This is a genomic window from Lentzea sp. NPDC004782, from assembly GCF_040609115.1.
Classification (GTDB): domain Bacteria; phylum Actinomycetota; class Actinomycetes; order Mycobacteriales; family Pseudonocardiaceae; genus Lentzea.
Map to the genome: position 1 here is coordinate 57,633 of NZ_JBEXJN010000025.1, position 16,300 is coordinate 73,932.

At 68.7% G+C, this 16,300-nt stretch carries 17 protein-coding genes; 8 read left to right on the forward strand and 9 right to left on the reverse strand.

Features of this window, described 5'->3' with window-relative positions; genetic code table 11:
• The first annotated feature begins 13 nt into the window (after positions 1 to 13).
• Positions 14 to 523, forward strand: coding sequence for a hypothetical protein (locus tag ABZV40_RS23515; protein ID WP_355445212.1), 510 nt, complete (start codon positions 14 to 16; stop codon positions 521 to 523).
• On the opposite strand, the gene ybaK is transcribed toward ABZV40_RS23515, so the two are convergent.
• Complete coding sequence (gene ybaK, locus ABZV40_RS23520) at positions 520 to 996, reverse strand: Cys-tRNA(Pro) deacylase (protein WP_355445215.1); 477 nt, start codon at positions 994 to 996, stop codon at positions 520 to 522. The genes ABZV40_RS23515 and ybaK overlap by 4 nt on opposite strands.
• Before the next feature lie 50 nt (positions 997 to 1,046).
• Here ybaK and ABZV40_RS23525 point away from each other — a divergent pair, with 50 nt between their 5' ends.
• The 3 genes from ABZV40_RS23525 to ABZV40_RS23535 all read left to right on the forward strand — a co-directional run bounded on the left by ABZV40_RS23525 (position 1,047) and on the right by ABZV40_RS23535 (position 3,646).
• Positions 1,047 to 1,712 carry a sigma-70 family RNA polymerase sigma factor gene (locus ABZV40_RS23525; protein WP_355445218.1) on the forward strand — a complete coding sequence of 222 codons (666 nt, stop codon included), beginning with the start codon at positions 1,047 to 1,049 and terminating at the stop codon, positions 1,710 to 1,712.
• Entirely contained in the window at positions 1,709 to 1,969 is a 261-nt protein-coding gene (gene rsrA / locus ABZV40_RS23530) for a mycothiol system anti-sigma-R factor (RefSeq protein WP_355445221.1), read from the forward strand. Before ABZV40_RS23525 ends, rsrA begins: the two co-directional genes overlap by 4 nt.
• A gap of 198 nt (positions 1,970 to 2,167) precedes the next feature.
• Positions 2,168 to 3,646 carry a histidine kinase N-terminal domain-containing protein gene (locus tag ABZV40_RS23535; protein ID WP_355445420.1) on the forward strand — a complete coding sequence of 493 codons (1,479 nt, stop codon included), beginning with the start codon at positions 2,168 to 2,170 and terminating at the stop codon, positions 3,644 to 3,646.
• A 142-nt stretch (positions 3,647 to 3,788) separates the two neighbouring features.
• On the opposite strand, the gene ABZV40_RS23540 is transcribed toward ABZV40_RS23535, so the two are convergent.
• On the reverse strand, positions 3,789 to 4,043 hold the full coding sequence (locus tag ABZV40_RS23540; RefSeq protein ID WP_015104912.1) for a WhiB family transcriptional regulator: 255 nt from the start codon (positions 4,041 to 4,043) through the stop codon (positions 3,789 to 3,791).
• Between the two features lie 289 nt (positions 4,044 to 4,332).
• The gene (locus ABZV40_RS23545) at positions 4,333 to 5,280 is read right to left on the reverse strand and encodes a diacylglycerol kinase family protein (protein ID WP_355445224.1); all 948 of its coding nucleotides are present in this window, start codon (positions 5,278 to 5,280) and stop codon (positions 4,333 to 4,335) included.
• Positions 5,281 to 5,530: 250 nt separating this feature from the next.
• On the opposite strand from ABZV40_RS23545, the gene ABZV40_RS23550 reads away from it, so the two are divergent.
• Positions 5,531 to 5,950 (forward strand): hypothetical protein, encoded by a 420-nt coding sequence (locus tag ABZV40_RS23550; protein ID WP_355445227.1) that lies wholly within the window; start codon positions 5,531 to 5,533, stop codon positions 5,948 to 5,950.
• A 280-nt stretch (positions 5,951 to 6,230) separates the two neighbouring features.
• Positions 6,231 to 7,043 (forward strand): SAM-dependent methyltransferase, encoded by an 813-nt coding sequence (locus tag ABZV40_RS23555; RefSeq protein WP_355445230.1) that lies wholly within the window; start codon positions 6,231 to 6,233, stop codon positions 7,041 to 7,043.
• On the opposite strand, the gene ABZV40_RS23560 is transcribed toward ABZV40_RS23555, so the two are convergent.
• The 5 genes from ABZV40_RS23560 to ABZV40_RS23580 form a co-directional block, all read right to left on the reverse strand.
• The gene (locus tag ABZV40_RS23560; RefSeq protein WP_355445233.1) at positions 7,036 to 7,617 is read right to left on the reverse strand and encodes a class I SAM-dependent methyltransferase; all 582 of its coding nucleotides are present in this window, start codon (positions 7,615 to 7,617) and stop codon (positions 7,036 to 7,038) included. The two genes, ABZV40_RS23555 and ABZV40_RS23560, sit on opposite strands and share 8 nt — an antisense overlap.
• Before the next feature lie 9 nt (positions 7,618 to 7,626).
• Positions 7,627 to 9,099 (reverse strand): glycosyl hydrolase family 28 protein, encoded by a 1,473-nt coding sequence (locus tag ABZV40_RS23565; RefSeq protein ID WP_355445236.1) that lies wholly within the window; start codon positions 9,097 to 9,099, stop codon positions 7,627 to 7,629.
• 150 nt (positions 9,100 to 9,249) lie between these two features.
• Positions 9,250 to 9,630, reverse strand: coding sequence for a DUF5684 domain-containing protein (locus ABZV40_RS23570; RefSeq protein WP_355445239.1), 381 nt, complete (start codon positions 9,628 to 9,630; stop codon positions 9,250 to 9,252).
• Positions 9,631 to 9,754: 124 nt separating this feature from the next.
• Complete coding sequence (locus tag ABZV40_RS23575) at positions 9,755 to 10,228, reverse strand: GNAT family N-acetyltransferase (RefSeq protein ID WP_355445242.1); 474 nt, start codon at positions 10,226 to 10,228, stop codon at positions 9,755 to 9,757.
• On the reverse strand, positions 10,228 to 10,824 hold the full coding sequence (locus tag ABZV40_RS23580) for a histidine phosphatase family protein (protein WP_355445245.1): 597 nt from the start codon (positions 10,822 to 10,824) through the stop codon (positions 10,228 to 10,230). The genes ABZV40_RS23575 and ABZV40_RS23580 overlap by 1 nt, the downstream gene beginning before the upstream one ends.
• A gap of 68 nt (positions 10,825 to 10,892) precedes the next feature.
• Here ABZV40_RS23580 and ABZV40_RS23585 point away from each other — a divergent pair, with 68 nt between their 5' ends.
• A complete protein-coding gene (locus tag ABZV40_RS23585; RefSeq protein ID WP_355445248.1) occupies positions 10,893 to 11,054 on the forward strand; it encodes a hypothetical protein in 162 nt (53 codons plus the stop codon).
• Positions 11,055 to 11,180: 126 nt separating this feature from the next.
• The gene (locus ABZV40_RS23590) at positions 11,181 to 13,823 is read left to right on the forward strand and encodes a hypothetical protein (RefSeq protein WP_355445251.1); all 2,643 of its coding nucleotides are present in this window, start codon (positions 11,181 to 11,183) and stop codon (positions 13,821 to 13,823) included.
• On the opposite strand, the gene fxsT is transcribed toward ABZV40_RS23590, so the two are convergent.
• Positions 13,816 to 16,146, reverse strand: coding sequence for an FxSxx-COOH system tetratricopeptide repeat protein (gene fxsT / locus ABZV40_RS23595; RefSeq protein ID WP_355445253.1), 2,331 nt, complete (start codon positions 16,144 to 16,146; stop codon positions 13,816 to 13,818). The genes ABZV40_RS23590 and fxsT overlap by 8 nt on opposite strands.
• Positions 16,147 to 16,300 lie beyond the last annotated feature (154 nt).

The window sequence follows — 16,300 nt, forward strand, 5'->3', positions numbered from 1 at the left end:
CGGGGACTGAAACGTGAGCAACTTCCGCACGATCGCGACCGCTGCCGCACTGACCGGTGCCGCCGCTCTGGCCGTGGTGGCGACCTCTGTCGCTCAGGCTTCCGGCACGACGGAGGCGACCCCGTGGTGCACCGGCAGCGATCTGGCGATCGGTGTCTACGACATGCACTCTCCGACGGTCAAGAGCAAGGCGCACCAGATCAGGCTCGTCTCGGCCGAGGACGCCTCCTGCAGGATCGGGGGCTCGCTGAGCAACGTGCGCTTCCTCGACAGCCAGGGCAGGGACGTGCACGCCTCCCAGAACGGGGGCCAGCCGCCGTACACCGAGACGCTGGTCAACGAGGACCGCTCTGCCGTCGTCTACGTGGCTTCGGACGGCGAGGGTCCTCAGCTCAGCCCCGCGTTCGTCCGCTTCAACCTGCCCGGCCAGGGCAAGCTGGGCGACTTGGTCACCATCCCGTGGCCGACGTCCGGCATCGGCGCGAACGTCCGGATGGGCGGCGTCACGGCGCCTGTCTCCTAAGCGCTGATTCGGGCGACCAGCGCATCGGTGAGCCGCACCAGGTCGGCAGGCGTGATCTCGACTTCGAGACCACGCCTGCCGGCGCTGCAGAAAATCGTCTCGAATTGCAGCGCCGACTCGTCCAGTGCGACCGGGAGACGCTTTTTCTGGCCGAGCGGAGAAATGCCACCCGCGACATAGCCCGTCGCACGTTCGGCATCGGCCACCACGGCCATCTTGGCCTTCTTGCCTTTGAGAGCAGCCGCCAGACCCTTGAGGTCGAGCTGCGACGTCACCGGCACCACGCCGACCGCGAGCTTGCCGTCCACCTCGGCCACGAGCGTCTTGAACACGCGTTCCGGCACCAGCCCGAGCGCCTCCGCCGCCTCCAGCCCGTAGGACTCGTGGCGGGGGTCGTGCTCGTACGAGTGCAAGGTGTGCGCCACCCGCTGCTTGTCCAGCAGCGCTGTGGCGGGCGTCCCACGTCCGGCCATGCGGAATTACTACCAGCCCCTCCGTTGTTGCGAAGGACGTGGTGACGAACATGCTCGAGCGGCCCCGCGTAGAGTCGGACCCGACCCAGAACCTGTGGGAAGGGAGCGCGGTGCCCGCCACCGGCACGACGGAGACGACGGCGGAGCGAGCCGCGCGGTTCGAGCGCGACGCCATGCCGATGCTCGACCAGCTCTACTCGGCGGCCCTGCGCATGACGCGCAACCCGGCCGATGCCGAGGACCTGGTGCAGGAGACGTTCCTCAAGGCCTACTCGGCGTTCGAGTCCTTCTCGGAGGGCACGAACCTCAAGGCGTGGCTGTACCGGATCCTCACCAACACCTACATCAACGGCTACCGCAAGAAGCAGCGCCAGCCGATCCAGCAGCCGACCGACGAGATCACTGACTGGCAGCTGGCGCAGGCGGAGAGCCACACCTCGACCGGGCTGCGCAGCGCAGAGGTCGAGGCACTCGACAACCTGCCCGACAGCGACGTCAAGGAAGCATTGCAGCGGTTGCCGGAGGAGTTCCGGATCGCGGTCTACCTCGCCGATGTCGAAGGCTTCGCGTACAAGGAGATCGCAGACATCATGGGCACCCCGATCGGCACGGTGATGTCCCGGTTGCACCGGGGCCGTCGCCAGCTCCGCGACATGCTGGCGGACGTCGCGCGTGAGCGTGGATTCCTCCGAGGCGGCAACGGAGACGCGTCATGAACTGCGGCGAACCTCACGACACGGACTGCTCAGAGGTGCTGTCCGAGGTCTGGCTGTTCCTCGACCGGGAGTGCGACCAGGAGCGCCGCGCGGCGCTGCAGACGCACCTCGACGAGTGCCACCCCTGCCTGGAGCAGTTCGGGCTGGAGGAGCACCTCAAGGCGCTGCTCGCGCGCAAGTGCGGCGGGGATCTCGCCCCGTCCGAGCTGAAGGCGCGCATCCGCGCCACGATCGTGGAGATCCGCACCGAGGGCTGACCTTCAAACGATGAAGGGCTCCTTCATCCACCTCACGTGGATGAAGGAGCCCTTCATCGTTCAAACAGCACTCAGGCGTTGGGGCGCTTCCCGTGGTTCGCGCCACCCTTCTTGCGGTCGCGGCGCTTGCGGGCACGCTTCGACATCGGTGTCTCCTAGGATCGAACTGCTGTCCCCCCAGTTTCGCATGGAGGAGTTCTGAGCACGCTCACGGACCTGCTGGCCGAGCACACGAAGCTCTCCGGTGCCGCCGTCGACCACCTCCAGCTGGTCGTCGCCGAGTGGCAGCTCCTCTCCGACCTGTCGTTCGCGGACTTCCTCATGTACGTCCCGCTGGACGACGACAAGTTCCTCTGCGTCGCCCAGGCCCGCCCCACCACGGCGCCCACGGCCCACCCGGAGGACGTGGTCGGCAGCGAGGTGGACTCCGACGAGCACCCGCAGCTGCGCAGGGCGATGGACGAGTCGCGGATCTGCCGCGAGGAGGACCCGCGCTGGCACCTGGGCGTGCCCGTGCGCCGCGAGACCATCCCGGTGCGGCTGGGGACCCAGGTCATCGCGGTGCTGAGCCGCAGCACGAACCTGGCCGTCCCGCGCGTGCCGTCGCCGTTGGAGATCTCCTACCTCGGGTCGGCGGCCGACCTGTGCCAGATGATCGCGGACGGCACGTTCCCCGCGCCCGAACCGTCCCCGGACGTGCACACCAGCCCGCGCGTCGGTGACGGCCTGATCAGGCTCGACCCGTCCGGAGCCGTGGTGTTCGCCTCGCCGAACGCGCTGTCGGCCTATCACCGCATGGGGCACGCGTCGGACCTGGTGGGCGTGCACCTGGCGCCGTTGACGCGCAGCCTCATCGGTGACCCGTTCGACGCCACCGAGGTTGCACAACGCATAAGGCAGGCGCTCGACGGGCAGCCGTCCATGCGCATGGAGGCGGAGTCGCGGCGGGGTGCCGCGGTGCTGTTCCGGGCGTTGCCCCTTCGGCCACGCGGACAGGCCGCGGGCGCGATCGTGCTGTGCCGCGACGTCACCGAGGTGCGCCGGCGTGACCGCGCGTTGATGTCGAAGGACGCCACGATCCGCGAGATCCACCATCGGGTGAAGAACAACCTGCAGACCGTGGCCGCGTTGCTCAGGTTGCAGAGCCGCAGGCTGAGCAACCCGGAGGCGAAGGAGGCGCTGGCCGAGTCGGTCCGCCGTGTGACTTCCATCGCACTGGTTCACGAGACGTTGTCGATGTCCGTGGACGAGCGAGTCGATCTTGACGACGTGGTCGACAAGGTGATCCCGATGATGAGCGACGTGGCGGTCACCGAGACCCAGGTGAAGGTCCGCCGCGAGGGCGGGTTCGGGGTCGTTCCGGCCGAGATCGCGACCCCGCTGGTGATGGTGCTGACCGAGCTCGTGCAGAACGCGTTCGAGCACGCGTACGCCCCTGGCCAGCGCGGAGAGGTCGTCGTGCACTCCGAGCGGTCCGCCAAGTGGCTCGACGTGACGATCTCCGACGACGGCAAGGGGCTTCCGCCCGGTTTCTCCCTGGAGCGAACCGATCGTCTCGGTTTGCAGATCGTTCGGACCCTCGTCGATTCCGAATTGAGGGGGTCGTTGAGCTTGCGGCGAAGGCCCCGAGGCGGTACAGAGGCGGTCCTGCGCGTACCGCTGCGGGGGCGGCGCTAAACTAACGCCGTGCACACGTGACGACCAGCCTCAGCGGTCTCACGTGGTCATGCGGGAGGGTGTGCAAACAAAGAAGAAGCCCGACACCTGGCACGGTGTCGGGCTTCTTCTTATGTGTCGTTCTTCGCGGCTAACTGCCTGCTCAGGCGTTGCTGCGGGCCCGCGTGCGGGCGTTGCGGCGCTTGAGAGCGCGGCGCTCGTCTTCGCTCATCCCGCCCCAGACGCCGGCGTCCTGGCCGCTCTCCAGTGCCCACGCGAGGCAGTCGGAGACGACGGGGCAACGGCGGCAGACGGTCTTCGCCTCGGCGATCTGAAGCAGCGCGGGACCACTGTTCCCAACGGGGAAGAACAGCTCGGGGTCCTCGTCGCGGCAGATCGCGCGGTGGCGCCAGTCCATTGGAACTACTCCTCAGCTAGGCGCGCACAAGGGCACGCCGGTTGTCAGCGGTCGTTTTGGGGTGCTTGTGAATGCTTTCACGAACGGCTGGGATGTCAAGGGGTTAGCACTGACCCGGTGAGTGAACTCACCCAAAAGATCGACAGCGTTCACCTGGGGTTTCACGCTGTGCTGTCACTCGACTGCAGTACATCCCGGGTGGGTACCGAGACGGTCACGAACCGATCACGGACTGTCAAGTTGTAGCACGTCTGGGCGCTCAGCGCCCTGACATCTCCGCGGGCAGACCTCACCCGTGGGTGGCAACAGTCAACGCGTCGGGGACTGCTCGGAACTCCACTGCAGTCGTCCTGCCGAGGAAGTCGCCGTCGACCTGGAGGTTGGCGGGCTCCTCGCACTTCACTCTGACATAACCCACGTCGTCTCGCCGAACGAGATTCCCGCCCTTCGGGTTACCGGTGGCGAGCACCTGGGCCACGTAGCGCCCGACGGTGGGCACGCGCAGGGTCTTCAGCGCGGTCAGCCCCAGGCCGCCGTCGAACGACGTGCTGGGGTTGAGCTGGATCGCGCGGTCGCCGAAGTACGTCCACGGGTCGGTGTTCGACACGAACACCATGCCGACGTCGTTGAACTGCCCCTCGCCCGGAACCTCCACCGTGAAGTGCTGGGGCTTGCGCACGTTCTGCGCATACGCCCTGAACGCGACGGAGAGGTACAGCGCAGGACTGGCGTTGCGGCCCTTGGCGCGCTTCTTCTCCACGCCGGCGACGACGTCGGCGTCGAGACCCATGCCGGCGTTGAAGGTGAACCAGCGGCCTCTGCCGCCCTCGACGACGTCCGCGAAGACCTGACCGAGCCCGATCCGGCGCTTGGTGCCGTGCTCGATCGACTGGAGCAGGACGTGGGTGGCCTCGACGGGATCGCGCGGGATGCCGAGCGCGCCCGCGAAGACGTTGGCCGAACCGCCGGGCACGACGCCGAGCATCGGCTTGTTCGGGCGGGGACCTTCACGCAGGATGCCGTTGACGACCTCGTTGACCGTGCCGTCGCCGCCGTGGGCGATGACGAGGTCGAACCCGTCCTCCGCCGCCTTGCTCGCGGCGTCCGCGGCGTGGCCCCGGTAGGAGGTCTGGACGATCTCCAGCTGCACGTCGCTGGCCAGCGCGTGCGCCAACACGTCACGGCCCGCCGCCGTCGTTGTAGTCGCCTGCGGGTTCACCACGAGAAGAGCGCGCACTACTGCAGAGTAAGACAGCGCGTGACCGTGAGCGGCGCGCACGTCCTCCCTCAGGGTGGCTCCAGCCTCACGAAAGTGGCGTAGATCTCCCTTCCGCTCGCACCGCGTAGGCCCGCAGGCGAGTGCACCCCGGACGACCGCCGGCTCGCTGAAGGCCCCTTGATCTTCCCCCGTCAGGTGTGCCATGTGAGACCTCCAACCGGGTGGCCTACGATCCGTGACCAGTACAGAACGTGAGGAAAGGTCTCCTGTGACCACTGGGACCCCGGCGCCGCCGCGGGCGGTGCGGACTGCCGCCGCTCTCACCTTTCTGCAGGGCCTGGGCGGCATCGCCCTGGCCGTCGCACTCGTTGTGCGCGTGCTTCAGGGTGCCCCGTCCGGTGGTCCGGTACTCGGCGCCGCCGGCGTGCTCGTGCTCTGGTTCGGCGGGGTGATCTTCGCGTCGGTCATGTTGTTCCACGGCCACCAAGGCGCGCGCACGCCCGTGATCGTCACGCAGCTGCTGCTGCTCGGTTGCGCCTGGTACGCGTACGGGCCGTCGGACCAACAGCTGCTGGGCTCGTTGGGCGGCATCTACTGCGCCGTTGTGCTCGTGCTGCTGTTCACCAGCGACGGACGCAAGTGGGCGATGGGCCACGTCGAGGTGCCTGAAGGCGACAAAGCCGACTAGCGGCGGCCGCCAGGTCGGCGTCGCGTCCACCTGGGACCACGAGAGCGTCTCGAACCACGCCATCAACCACGGCCCGTACCGCGACTGGATCGGGCGGACCGCAGGCGTCTGGCCTGAAGTAACGCGGGGGCCTTTCGTTTCCTTCTGGGGAACGCGGGGCCCCCGCGTTCCTGCGGAAATACGGGTGACGTCACCCTGTGTGTTCACGAATGGTGGATGGACACGAACGGAGTAGCCGGTTACCGTGCTGCCAGCGTTCGCGCCGCTCGGGAGCAGCAGGGTGAGGTGCGCAGTGCAGGACGGCCCGAAGCGGGTGACGACAAACGGCGGTTCCGAGCGCCCAAATGTGGCCCGGCTCTTCGACTACTACCTCGGCGGCGCGCACAACTTCGCCGTCGACCGCGCCGTCGCCGAGGAGACCATCCAGAAGTTCCCGGTAGCCGAGATGGCTCGCACGATCCGCTCGTTCTCCCGCCGCGTGGTGCGCCTGTGCGTGGAGGAGCTGGGCATCCGCCAGTTCCTCGACCTGGGCAGCGGCATCCCGACCGCGGGCAACGTGCACGAGGTCGCCCAGTCCGTCGACCCGTCCTGCAACGTCGTCTACGTCGACCACGACCCGGTGGCCGTGGCCCACGCCCGCACCATGCTGCGCGACAACCTCAACGCCGCCATCGTGCAGGCCGACGTGTGCGACGTCGGCGCCGTGCTGCGCCACCCGGAAACGCGCCGCCTGATCGACTTCACCAAGCCGACCGCCGTCCTGATGGTCGGCATCCTCCCGTACATCGTCGACGAGCCCGCCGGAGTCGTGGCGCGCTACCGGGCCGCCCTGTGCGAGGGCAGCGTGCTGGCGTTGACGCACCTGACCAAGGACGTCGAGCCGGACCTGGTCGACCAGCTCGTCGAGATGGTGGACGGCATGGAGTCCGAGCTCGTGCCGCGGTCCAAGCAGGACGTCGAGGAGTTCGTGTGCGGGCTGAAGCTGCTGGAACCCGGCCTGGTGCTCGCCGCCGACTGGAGGGCGGACGGCGAGCTGCCCGGCACGTCCGCGGCCGCTGACGCCTCCACCTATGGCGCGGTCGGCGTCATCTGACGCTCACCAGCAGGTAGCGCTCGTCGTCGATCTCGCGTCCCCACAGCGCCGGGTCGGTCAACCGCGTCACCGCCGCCTCCTCGCGGACCGAGCGGACGAGGGCCTCGGCTTCGGCGGCGGTCAGGCCGGAGCCCGTCGACCAGTGGCCTTCCACGAGCACCAGCCGTCCGTCGGGCCGGAGCAGCCGCACCCACGCTTCGAGTGCGGCCACGGGGTCCGGCAACGTCCAGAGCACGTGGCGCACCAGCACGACGTCCGCTGATCCCGGCGGGTACGGAGGCTCGGCGGCGTCGCCCTGGACGAACTCCGCCGCCACGTCCGCGGCACGTGCCTTGGCCGCGGCGGCCGCGACCATGCGTGCGGAGAGGTCAACCCCTCTCACGTGGTGGCCTGCCGCGGCCAGGAGCACCGCCAGACTGCCCGTGCCACAGCCGAGGTCGACGACCTCCGCCGAACTCGATGGCATCAGCGGCAGCAGCAACTCCGCCCATGCCGCTCGCACGTCCGCATCCCGCAGACCGTGGTCCGGCTCGTCGTCGAAGGTCGTCGCCTGCTCGTCCCAGAAGGTCGTCACGCCTCCTGTCTAGCTGATCTTCGCGCGCAACGCCTGACCGTTCGTCGTCGTGCTGTTCGTGACCGACGTGCCGCTGCTCTTCCGCCACTGCAGATCGGCAGCACCCGTGCTGCGCTCCACCTTCACGCCGCTCAACGAGATCCCGGAAACGCCGTCGGTCGTGAACGCCGGCCGCCCGTCGTTCTTGTCGTACTCGATCGTGCTGTCGATGAACTTCACGTCGGTGGCGTTGCGGAGCCAGAAGCCGAACGCCGGTCGCGGGCCGAAGATGCGCGGCGGGTACTCGCCGGAGACCTCCGGCGGGTTCTTCGACGCGTCGCCCTCGCCGTGGCCGCCGGGGACGGTCAGCTCGACGTTCTGGAAGGTCAGTCCGGTGATCTTCGAGTCGGCGCGGCCGGAGACGGTGGACGTGTACTCCGGGTCGCCGGGGATGTCGCGGGGTGCGGTGAGGTTCGTGCCGGTGATGTTGCGGTAGGTGATGTCGCGGATCTTGCCGGTGGGCGGGTTGCCGGGGCAGCGGCCGCGCTTGCCGATGTGGATGAAGATCGGTGAGGCGGTCTTGGAGAGCTGGATGTTGTCGTACACGACGTCCTCGATCGTCGCGCCGTCCATCGACACCATGCCGAGGCCCGCCTTCGAGGCGCCGGTGACCTTGAGGTTGCGGAACTGGAAGTTCTTGAAGCTGCCGCACGTCTCCGAGCCGAACTGGACGGCGTTGTTCTCGGTCGACTGGATCGTGGAGTCGCGGACGACGTTGTTCTCGCTCAGGAACGTCTTGCCGGTCGCGAAGTCGGACTTGAACGCCACCGCGTCGTCGCTGGAGATCACCGTGGAGTTCGACAGCTCGATGTTGGAGCTGTTGATGAAGTTGATGCCGTCGCGGTCGTCCGGGGTGTCGACGGTGATGTGGTCGAGCTTCATCCCGTTGCAGCCGTTGGTGATGATGGCGAAGTGGCCGGCCTCGTGGAACGTCACGTCGGTGATGTTGACGTTCTTGCAGAACTTGAGCGACAGCATCTTGTCGCCCTTGCCCGCCGGGATGTCGTCGCCGGTCTCCAGCTTGTTGGCGCCGTCGATCACGCCCTTGCCGGTGAAGCTGACGTTCTCGACGTTCTCGCCCCACAGCAGCGCGTTGCGGAAGTGGCTGTGGCCGAAGTCCTGGTACTTCGAGTTCGGGTTGGACTCCGGTGCGTCGATGCCGCTGCCGGACGCCACGATGCGCGCCCCCTGCTGGAGGTTGACGGTGACGTTGCTGCGGAGGTGGATCGAGCGCGACAGGTAGGTGCCCGGCGGGATCTCGACGACGCCGTTGCCCGCCGCCGACGCCGCGGCGATGGCCTTGTCGATGGCGACCGAGTCGATCGCCTTGCCGTCGCCCTTCGCGCCGTAGTCCTTGACGTTGAAGCTGGCCGCGTTCGCCACGCCCGCCGGTGCCACGACCACCGCTAGCGCGACGAACGCGCCGGTCAGTCGACGCCTCATCGTTGAGAGGTCCTTCCTCGTCGTGCGTCGAGGCGGCGGCAGCTCGGCGTCTGAAACGTTCTGAAAACGATTTCATCGCCAACCGTAGTGAAGGCCGGGCCCGAAGTACAGGGGTGACTTCCGACCCGGCCTGGTCCAGCTCAGGCTCGATCAGCCGTGGTACGCCTGGCCGCCGGTGGCCGGGCCGCGGTACTGCGCGCTGCCGAAACCGAGGATCGGGTACCCGATGAAGCCGAGCAGCCACAGCATGAAGAAGCCGAACGCGCCGCTCTTGCCGAACGCCTTCGCGACATCGATCGCAACGATGATCGAGATGACGAAGTTGACGATCGGGATGATCCACAGGATCAGCCACCAGCCCGGACGGCCCGCGACCTTGAGCAGGACGTAGATGTTGTAGATCGGGATGATCGCCGCCCAGCCGGGCTTGCCGGCCTTGCTGAACGTCGCCCACATGCCGGCGATGACGAGCACGGCGAAAACAAGGCCGAAGATCAGGGATCCAGGGCTCGCGCCGGAGTCTTCGTACACGGTCTTCCTCTTTCCACGCTTACTTTGTGCCGAGGGATCGGCGAGCGGGGACGCTGCCAGGACCGCGGACCCGTCCTGTGTGGAATTCCCGTTTCGTGAGCCTTTCGAGACCTTCTGTCGACCTTCAGAGTGAAGAACCGAGCTTCTGCAGCGCCTCATCGGCCACTCGCATCACGGTCCACTCGTCCATTGGGACGGCACCGAGCGACTCGTAGAACCTGATGCTCGGCTCGTTCCAGTTGAGGACCGACCACTGCAGCCGCGTGTAGCCCTTGGCGACGCATTCCCGGGCAAGAGTTTCCAGGAGCTTCTTGCCCAGGCCGTTGCCGCGTTGTCCCGGCGTGACGTAGAGGTCCTCGAGGTAGATGCCGTGCACGCCGTCCCACGTCGAGAAGTTGAGGAACCACAACGCGATCCCGACTACCTGACCGTCCACTTCGGCCACATGTCCGAACAGCGCGGGCGCTGGACCGAACAGCGCGGTGTGCAACTGTTCCGAGGTCAGGTGGCACTGCTCCGGCGCCCGTTCGTACAGCGCGAGCTCGTGCACCAGCTCCACGACCGCGTCGACGTCACGCGGTTCCACCCGCCGGATCATCACACCTCCCAGGCAGGCACGTTGAGCCTGCGCACCTGCGGGTCGCCCCGCTCGTCGCCCAGCTGGCAGATGCCGGCCGGGTCCAGTCCGAAGTGGACGCCCTGGTCGGACGCCAGTCCCAGCCACGCCGCGATCAGCACGCGGCTGAAGTGCCCGTGCCCCACCAGCACCACGTCGCCGCCGGGCAGGATCTTGCGCACCTCGCCGAGCACCTTGCGGGCCCGCTCCTGCACCTCCGCGTGCGTCTCGCCGCCCGGCATCGGGTGCGTCCACACCGTCCACCCCGGCACGCGCTCGCGGATCTGCGGCGTGGTGATGCCCTCGTAGTCGCCGTAGTCCCACTCGGCGAGGTCCTCGGTCATGCCGTTGATCTCCAGACCGGCCAGCGCCGCCGTCCTGGTCGCGCGCTGCCGCGGGCTCGTCAGCACGAGCGCGGGAGCCTGGTCCGTGCCTCTCAGCCAGGCGAGCGTGGCGCCCGCGCGGCGTGCCTGCTGTTCGCCCTCGGGCGTCAGCTCGATGTCGGTGCGTCCCGTGTGCCTGCCGCTCTCGGACCACTCGGTCTGGCCGTGACGCAGCAGGTAGAGGTGGGTGCTCACCTGTTCGATCCTAGGCAGTGACCGGGACCACGTTTGGGGGAGTCCTCTTCGGAGGTACCCCGCTCGCCATGACCGCCGAGCACCCCGACCACGGCGCCCCCGACGAGGTAGATGCCCAGGAGATCCGCGAGGCCTTCGGGGTGCGCATCGCGCGCATCCGGGCCGAGCTGACCTCGACGTGGAACAAGCTGCGCCAGAACCAACGCGATCCCGGAGCCGCGGACCAGTGATCTTCTGAAGCGTTCGGTCTTGGTCTGAACGGCGTAATACTCAGGTCTGGTTCTCGTTTTGTTTGGCAGATCAGAGGCGGAACGTCGCTAGAACATGAGTGGTAATCCTTTTGAGGGGGCCCGCTCATGCGTCGATCAGCCGCACTGTTGATGTCCGCCGTGCTGGCCGCGGTGGTGCCCGCGCTGCCTGCCGCGGCCGCCCCGGAGCCACCGACGGCACCGGGCTGGGCGGTCGCCGGTGACGTGATCCGGTGGACCGCTCCCGCTGCGATGCCGTTGTCGGACGCGGGCGTCGAGTTCTGGGAGGGAGACCGGCTGCTCGGCATCGCCGCGGAGTCGGCGAACCTGCGGACGTTCACGCTCACGGCCCGGCTGAAGGACCCCTTCGCGCTGCAGGTGCGGTCGGCGGGCAAGCGGCTGGACGTGACGGCACCGTCGCCGGCTCAGCTGGCGTTGCCGGAGCTGCCCGCGTTGTCGCCGGAGTCGGCGGTGGACCCCGGCAAGCCGGGGCGGTACGCCACGACCAGGGGTGAGTACTCGCTGGACCCGATCCGGCTGCCGGGCTACGCGGCGCCGGTCGAGATGGACGCCGTCGTGGTCGCGCCCGAGGGTGCGCAGGGCAAGCGGCCGTTGGTGCTGTTCCTGCACGGACGGCATTACACCTGCTACAGCAAGACGGATCCGAAGCAGATGGTCGCCGCCTGGCCGTGCCCGGCCGGGTTGACCGCCGTGCCGAGCCATCGCGGCTATCTGAAGGCGCAGGAGTTGCTGGCGTCACAGGGATACGTGACGGTGTCGATCTCGGCCAACGGCATCAACGCACAGGACGCGCAGACCGTCGACGCCGGCGCGCAGGGGCGTTCGTCGTTGGTGCGCAACCACTTGGCGAAGTGGGCGGACTGGTCTGCCGGTCGTGGCGACGCGCCAGAGGCGGTCAGGTCCGCGCCGGCCGACCTGTCGAAGGTGTTGCTGGTCGGGCACTCGCGTGGCGGTGAAGGGGTCAACCGGGCCGCGACCGACAGCCTGAACCCGCCGCCCGGCGACACCGGGTTCAGCGGGCCGGTGCGGTGGCACGTCCGCGGCACCGCGCTGATCGGGCCGACGATCTTCGGGCACAACCCGCAGCCCGACGTGCCGTCCGTGACGGTCCTGCCGGGCTGCGACGGTGACGTGTCCGACCTGCAGGGGCAGATGTTCGTGGACCAGACCCGCGGCGTGAGCCGAGGTGCCGCGCTGCACAGCGCGCTGTACGTGGTGGGCGCCAACCACAACTACTTCAACAGCGAGTGGACGCCCGGTCAGGCCGAGGCGCCGGCGTTCGACGACTTCTGGCCCGGCCAGCAGCCGGATCCGATCTGCGCGCCGGGCGCTGCCACGCGGCTGACCGCGGACCAGCAGCAGGCCGCGGGCGCCACGTACCTCGCGGCGTCGGCCCGGCTCTTCCTCGCCCGCGACGAGTCCGTGCTGCCGTTGCTCGACGGCTCCGGCGTCCGCGCGCCGTCCGCCGATCCGGCCCGCGTGCTCTCGCACGCCGTCGGCGGCGACCGCAAGCCGTTCGTCGTGCCGGACACCTCGACGGTTGCTTCCGGCAGCGCGAGGGTGTGCGCTGAGGTGACGACCGATCCCGCTGCCGCGTGCGGTACCCGCTCGCCGCACCTCGTCCGCTTCCGCTTCGCGTCGGCCCAGCCGGAACGGCAGGCGGTCGCGCTCAAGTGGACGGCCGCCGGTCAGGCAGGTGTCGTGACCCCGGCCGAACCCGTTTCGCTGCACGGGTCGAAGGAACTCGCGCTGCGCCTCGCGGTTCCACCGAACGCGCCGGCCACTCGGTTCGGCGTCTCCGTGACTGACCGAAGTGGACAGAAGTACGCGCTGGGCGCGGTGTCGGTGACCGGCCTGCCCGGCAGCGACCGCCTGTCCGCCCTGTGGGCACAGGAAGTTCGCGTTCCGCTGCCCGCGTGGCTCGGCCGGGTGGTGTCGCTGGAACTGGTTCCCGAGTCCGCGTCCGGCGAGGCGCTGCTCGTCGACGCCCACGGCTACACCAAGGGCCTCGTCCCGGTCTTGCCGGTCAGGCTCGGCCGCGTCGACGCCACCGTGACGTCGGTGCTCGAAGGCGACGAGGGCACGGTGACCCAGAACGTGGCCGTCACCGCCACCGGCAACGGGACCCGTACCGTCCGGCTCTTCTACAGCGACTCGGCCAACGTCCCCGTCACCAAGCTCGTGACGCTGAAGCCCGGCGAGCACCGCGTGGACGTGCCGATCACCTACACCGCCAACACCCGCTGGAGCGCCGACACACGGTACCCCGTGGGCGTGGTGGCGATCCACAATGCCGTGGTCGGCGCCGCGTTCGGCGGGCTGCTGGTGCGCAACGACGACCCGATCCCGAAGCTGACGGTGACCCCGGTCGCCGACAGCGTCGCGGAAGGCGGCACGTTGCGCTGGAAGCTGACCCTGTCGGAGGCGGCGGACGCCGCCTTCACCCTCGTCGGCCGGCCGGTGGCGCCCGGTGGCGCCGAACTGTCCACAACGGACGTCAACGCCGAGTGGTTCCTCCAGAACTCGGGCGAGGACCCGGCGCCGTCACGGGTGTTGTCCTCGACCGGGCTCCAGCTCTGGACGGTCATCCCGCGGGGACAGACGTCAGTGGACGTCGAGGTGCCGACCGTGACCGACAACGAGGCCGAGGGGGAGGAGCTGGTCCGGCTGAAGTTCGAAGGGTTGTCGCCGACAGGCACCGGCTTCGAGGTGACCGGCAAGGTCACGTGATGCCGTTCTTGTTCCGCTTCTCGAACTCCAGAGCCCGATCGATGAGCCGCTGCCCCCGGTCGGTGTCACCCAGCGCGACGAGGACGGCGCCGAGAATGCCCTGGGTGAAGGCGACGTCCCTGTGGTCAGGCCCGTAAAAGCTCTCGAAGAGGGTGAGCGCTCGTTCGGCTGCGGGCCGGGCGTCGTTGTCGAGGTGCAGCTTGTGCAGTGCGCCTGCGACGTTGCTCAGGGCCGCCGCAACCCGCGGGTGATGTGCCCCGTACGCGTCCTCCATGACGGCAAGGGCGTTCTCGTGCAGTGCCAACGCTTCCTCGTCGCGCCCCAGGTTCGTCAGCGCGTGTCCGAGGCCGTGCATGGTGATGGCAGCGTTGATGCGGTCGTCGTTGGCCTCGAAGATGGCGAGCGCCCGTTCGATCAGGTGTCGTGCTTCGTCGTGGCGGTGCTGGTGGGTGAGGGAGCGGCCGAGGTTGTTCAGCGTGGCGGCGAGCCGGATGTCGCCGTCACCGAAGATCACTTCGGCGATGGCGAGGGATCGGCGCAACAGCACTTCGGCGTCGGAGTGGAAGCCGAGGGTGCTCAGGACGAGCGCGAGGTTGTTCAGTGCGGCGGCGACCTCCGGGCTGTCCACACCGTGTTCCACTTCGTCGATGGCCAGGGCTCGTTCGAGCAGCGGACGGGCGTCGGAGGCTCGGCCGGTGGTTTGCAGGAAGACGGCGGCTCGGTCGAGCAGGAGGCTCGTGTGTTCCGGTCTGGCCGTGTCGACGTCCGTGGTGGCGAACAGGACGTGCGGGAGCAGCGCCCGCCAGCGTGGCCAGGTCGCCGGCGCGTCCTGGACGTCGAAGGGCAGATCGAGGAACAGAAGTCGCTGCACCAGTGCGTTCGCGAATGCTCCCCTGCCCTGCTGGGCTTGCAGCGACTGCTGGAGGAGCCGATGGGCGATGGTCAGCTCCGAGCCGTCCCGCCGGACGAAGAACCGGTCGGCCAGTGCTCCGACCGTTTCCGCCCAGTCGAGCGGATCCCGCGCCGCGTCGGCCAGGGACGCGGGAAGCATGTCGGGATGCAGCGTGAACAGGTCGAGCGGCACCGGTTCCGGTGCCATGTGGGCAAGCAGGCCCAGCAGATGGATCGCGGCGGGGCTCTGCTTCGCCAGCTCGGCGAGCGACATGTCCCACAACGTCGTCAGGGTCTCCTGCCGGTCGATCACCCGTCCGCGACCGATGAGGTCTGCCGCTCGTTCGCGGAACAGCGCGATGTACTCGTCCGCCGGCAGCCCGGTGGTCTCCAGGTAGGCCGCGGCCTGTTCGATCGCCAGAGGTAGGTCTCCCAGCAGCTCGGCGAGTTTCTCGGCGTGCTCGGCCGAAGTGGTGGGCAGGCGTCGTAGCAGGAGCGCGATGCTCTCCTCGCGGTCGAGCACGTCCAGGTCCAGGACCGTGCCCAGCGCGCCGAACCCGCCGCGCCGCGTGGTGATCACGACCTGGCCCGCGCCGCCGGGCAGGAACGGCCTCAGCGCCGCGGGGTCCTCCGCGTTGTCGAACACCAGCAGCCAGCGCTCCCGGCCGCGCAGCCACGCGAGCACCGGGGCGATCGTGGACGGTTCGACGTCGAGCCCGAGCGCGATGCCGAGCTCGGTCAGGTGGTCCGGGATCAACGCGGGTTGCTCGGCCGGGATCCACCACACGACGTCGAAGTCGCCGGCGTGACGGTGGGCGTACTCGATCGCGAGTTGCGTCTTGCCCACGCCGCCCATGCCGTGCAACGAGTGCACCGCCACCGTCTGCCCGGAGCGCATCCGGTCGAGCGGCTCGGCCCGTCCGGTGAAGTTGGGGTTGCGCGGCGGCACGTTCCACACGGCCGGCAGCGCACCGGGGAAACCGGGCTTTCCGCGACCGGGGAACCCGGGACGCTCGGAAGGCTTCAGCCGCCCCTCGACCGCACCCTGAACGGCGCGGAGCAACCGCGCGCGTGCGGTGTCCTCGTCCACGCCGAACAGGTCGTCGCTGACGACGGACCCCAGCAAGCCCGGCCGTTCGCAGTCCTCGACCCGCAGCACCAGCAACGTGCGGCCCGTGCGGCGGGCGGCCTGCCACTCCATCGCGCCGAACACCGAGTCGAGGTACGCGGTCGACAGCACGGCGACGGTGCGCCGCGCGCCCTGCACGCCCGCGTGCATGCGCTCGAACCAGTCGGTGCCGGGCACCATGTCCCAGGCCTGGATCAGGACCAGATGTCCCTGCGCTTCGAGCTCCCAGGCGATCCACTCGGCCCAGGTCCGGTCGGCCCCGGTGTAGGAGACGAAGAAGTCCCATGCGTCGTCACCAGCCACACCAGGTCACATCGCGGACGGTGAAGCGGTGGTTACGCCCAAACGACAGATGGTCAGAACGACCGACGTCGTGAACCGTGTCAACCTGGTACTCCGACAACCCGTGCGCCGATGGAAGGCGGTGTGGTGAACGTGTCGAAGCCCGAAGAACGAA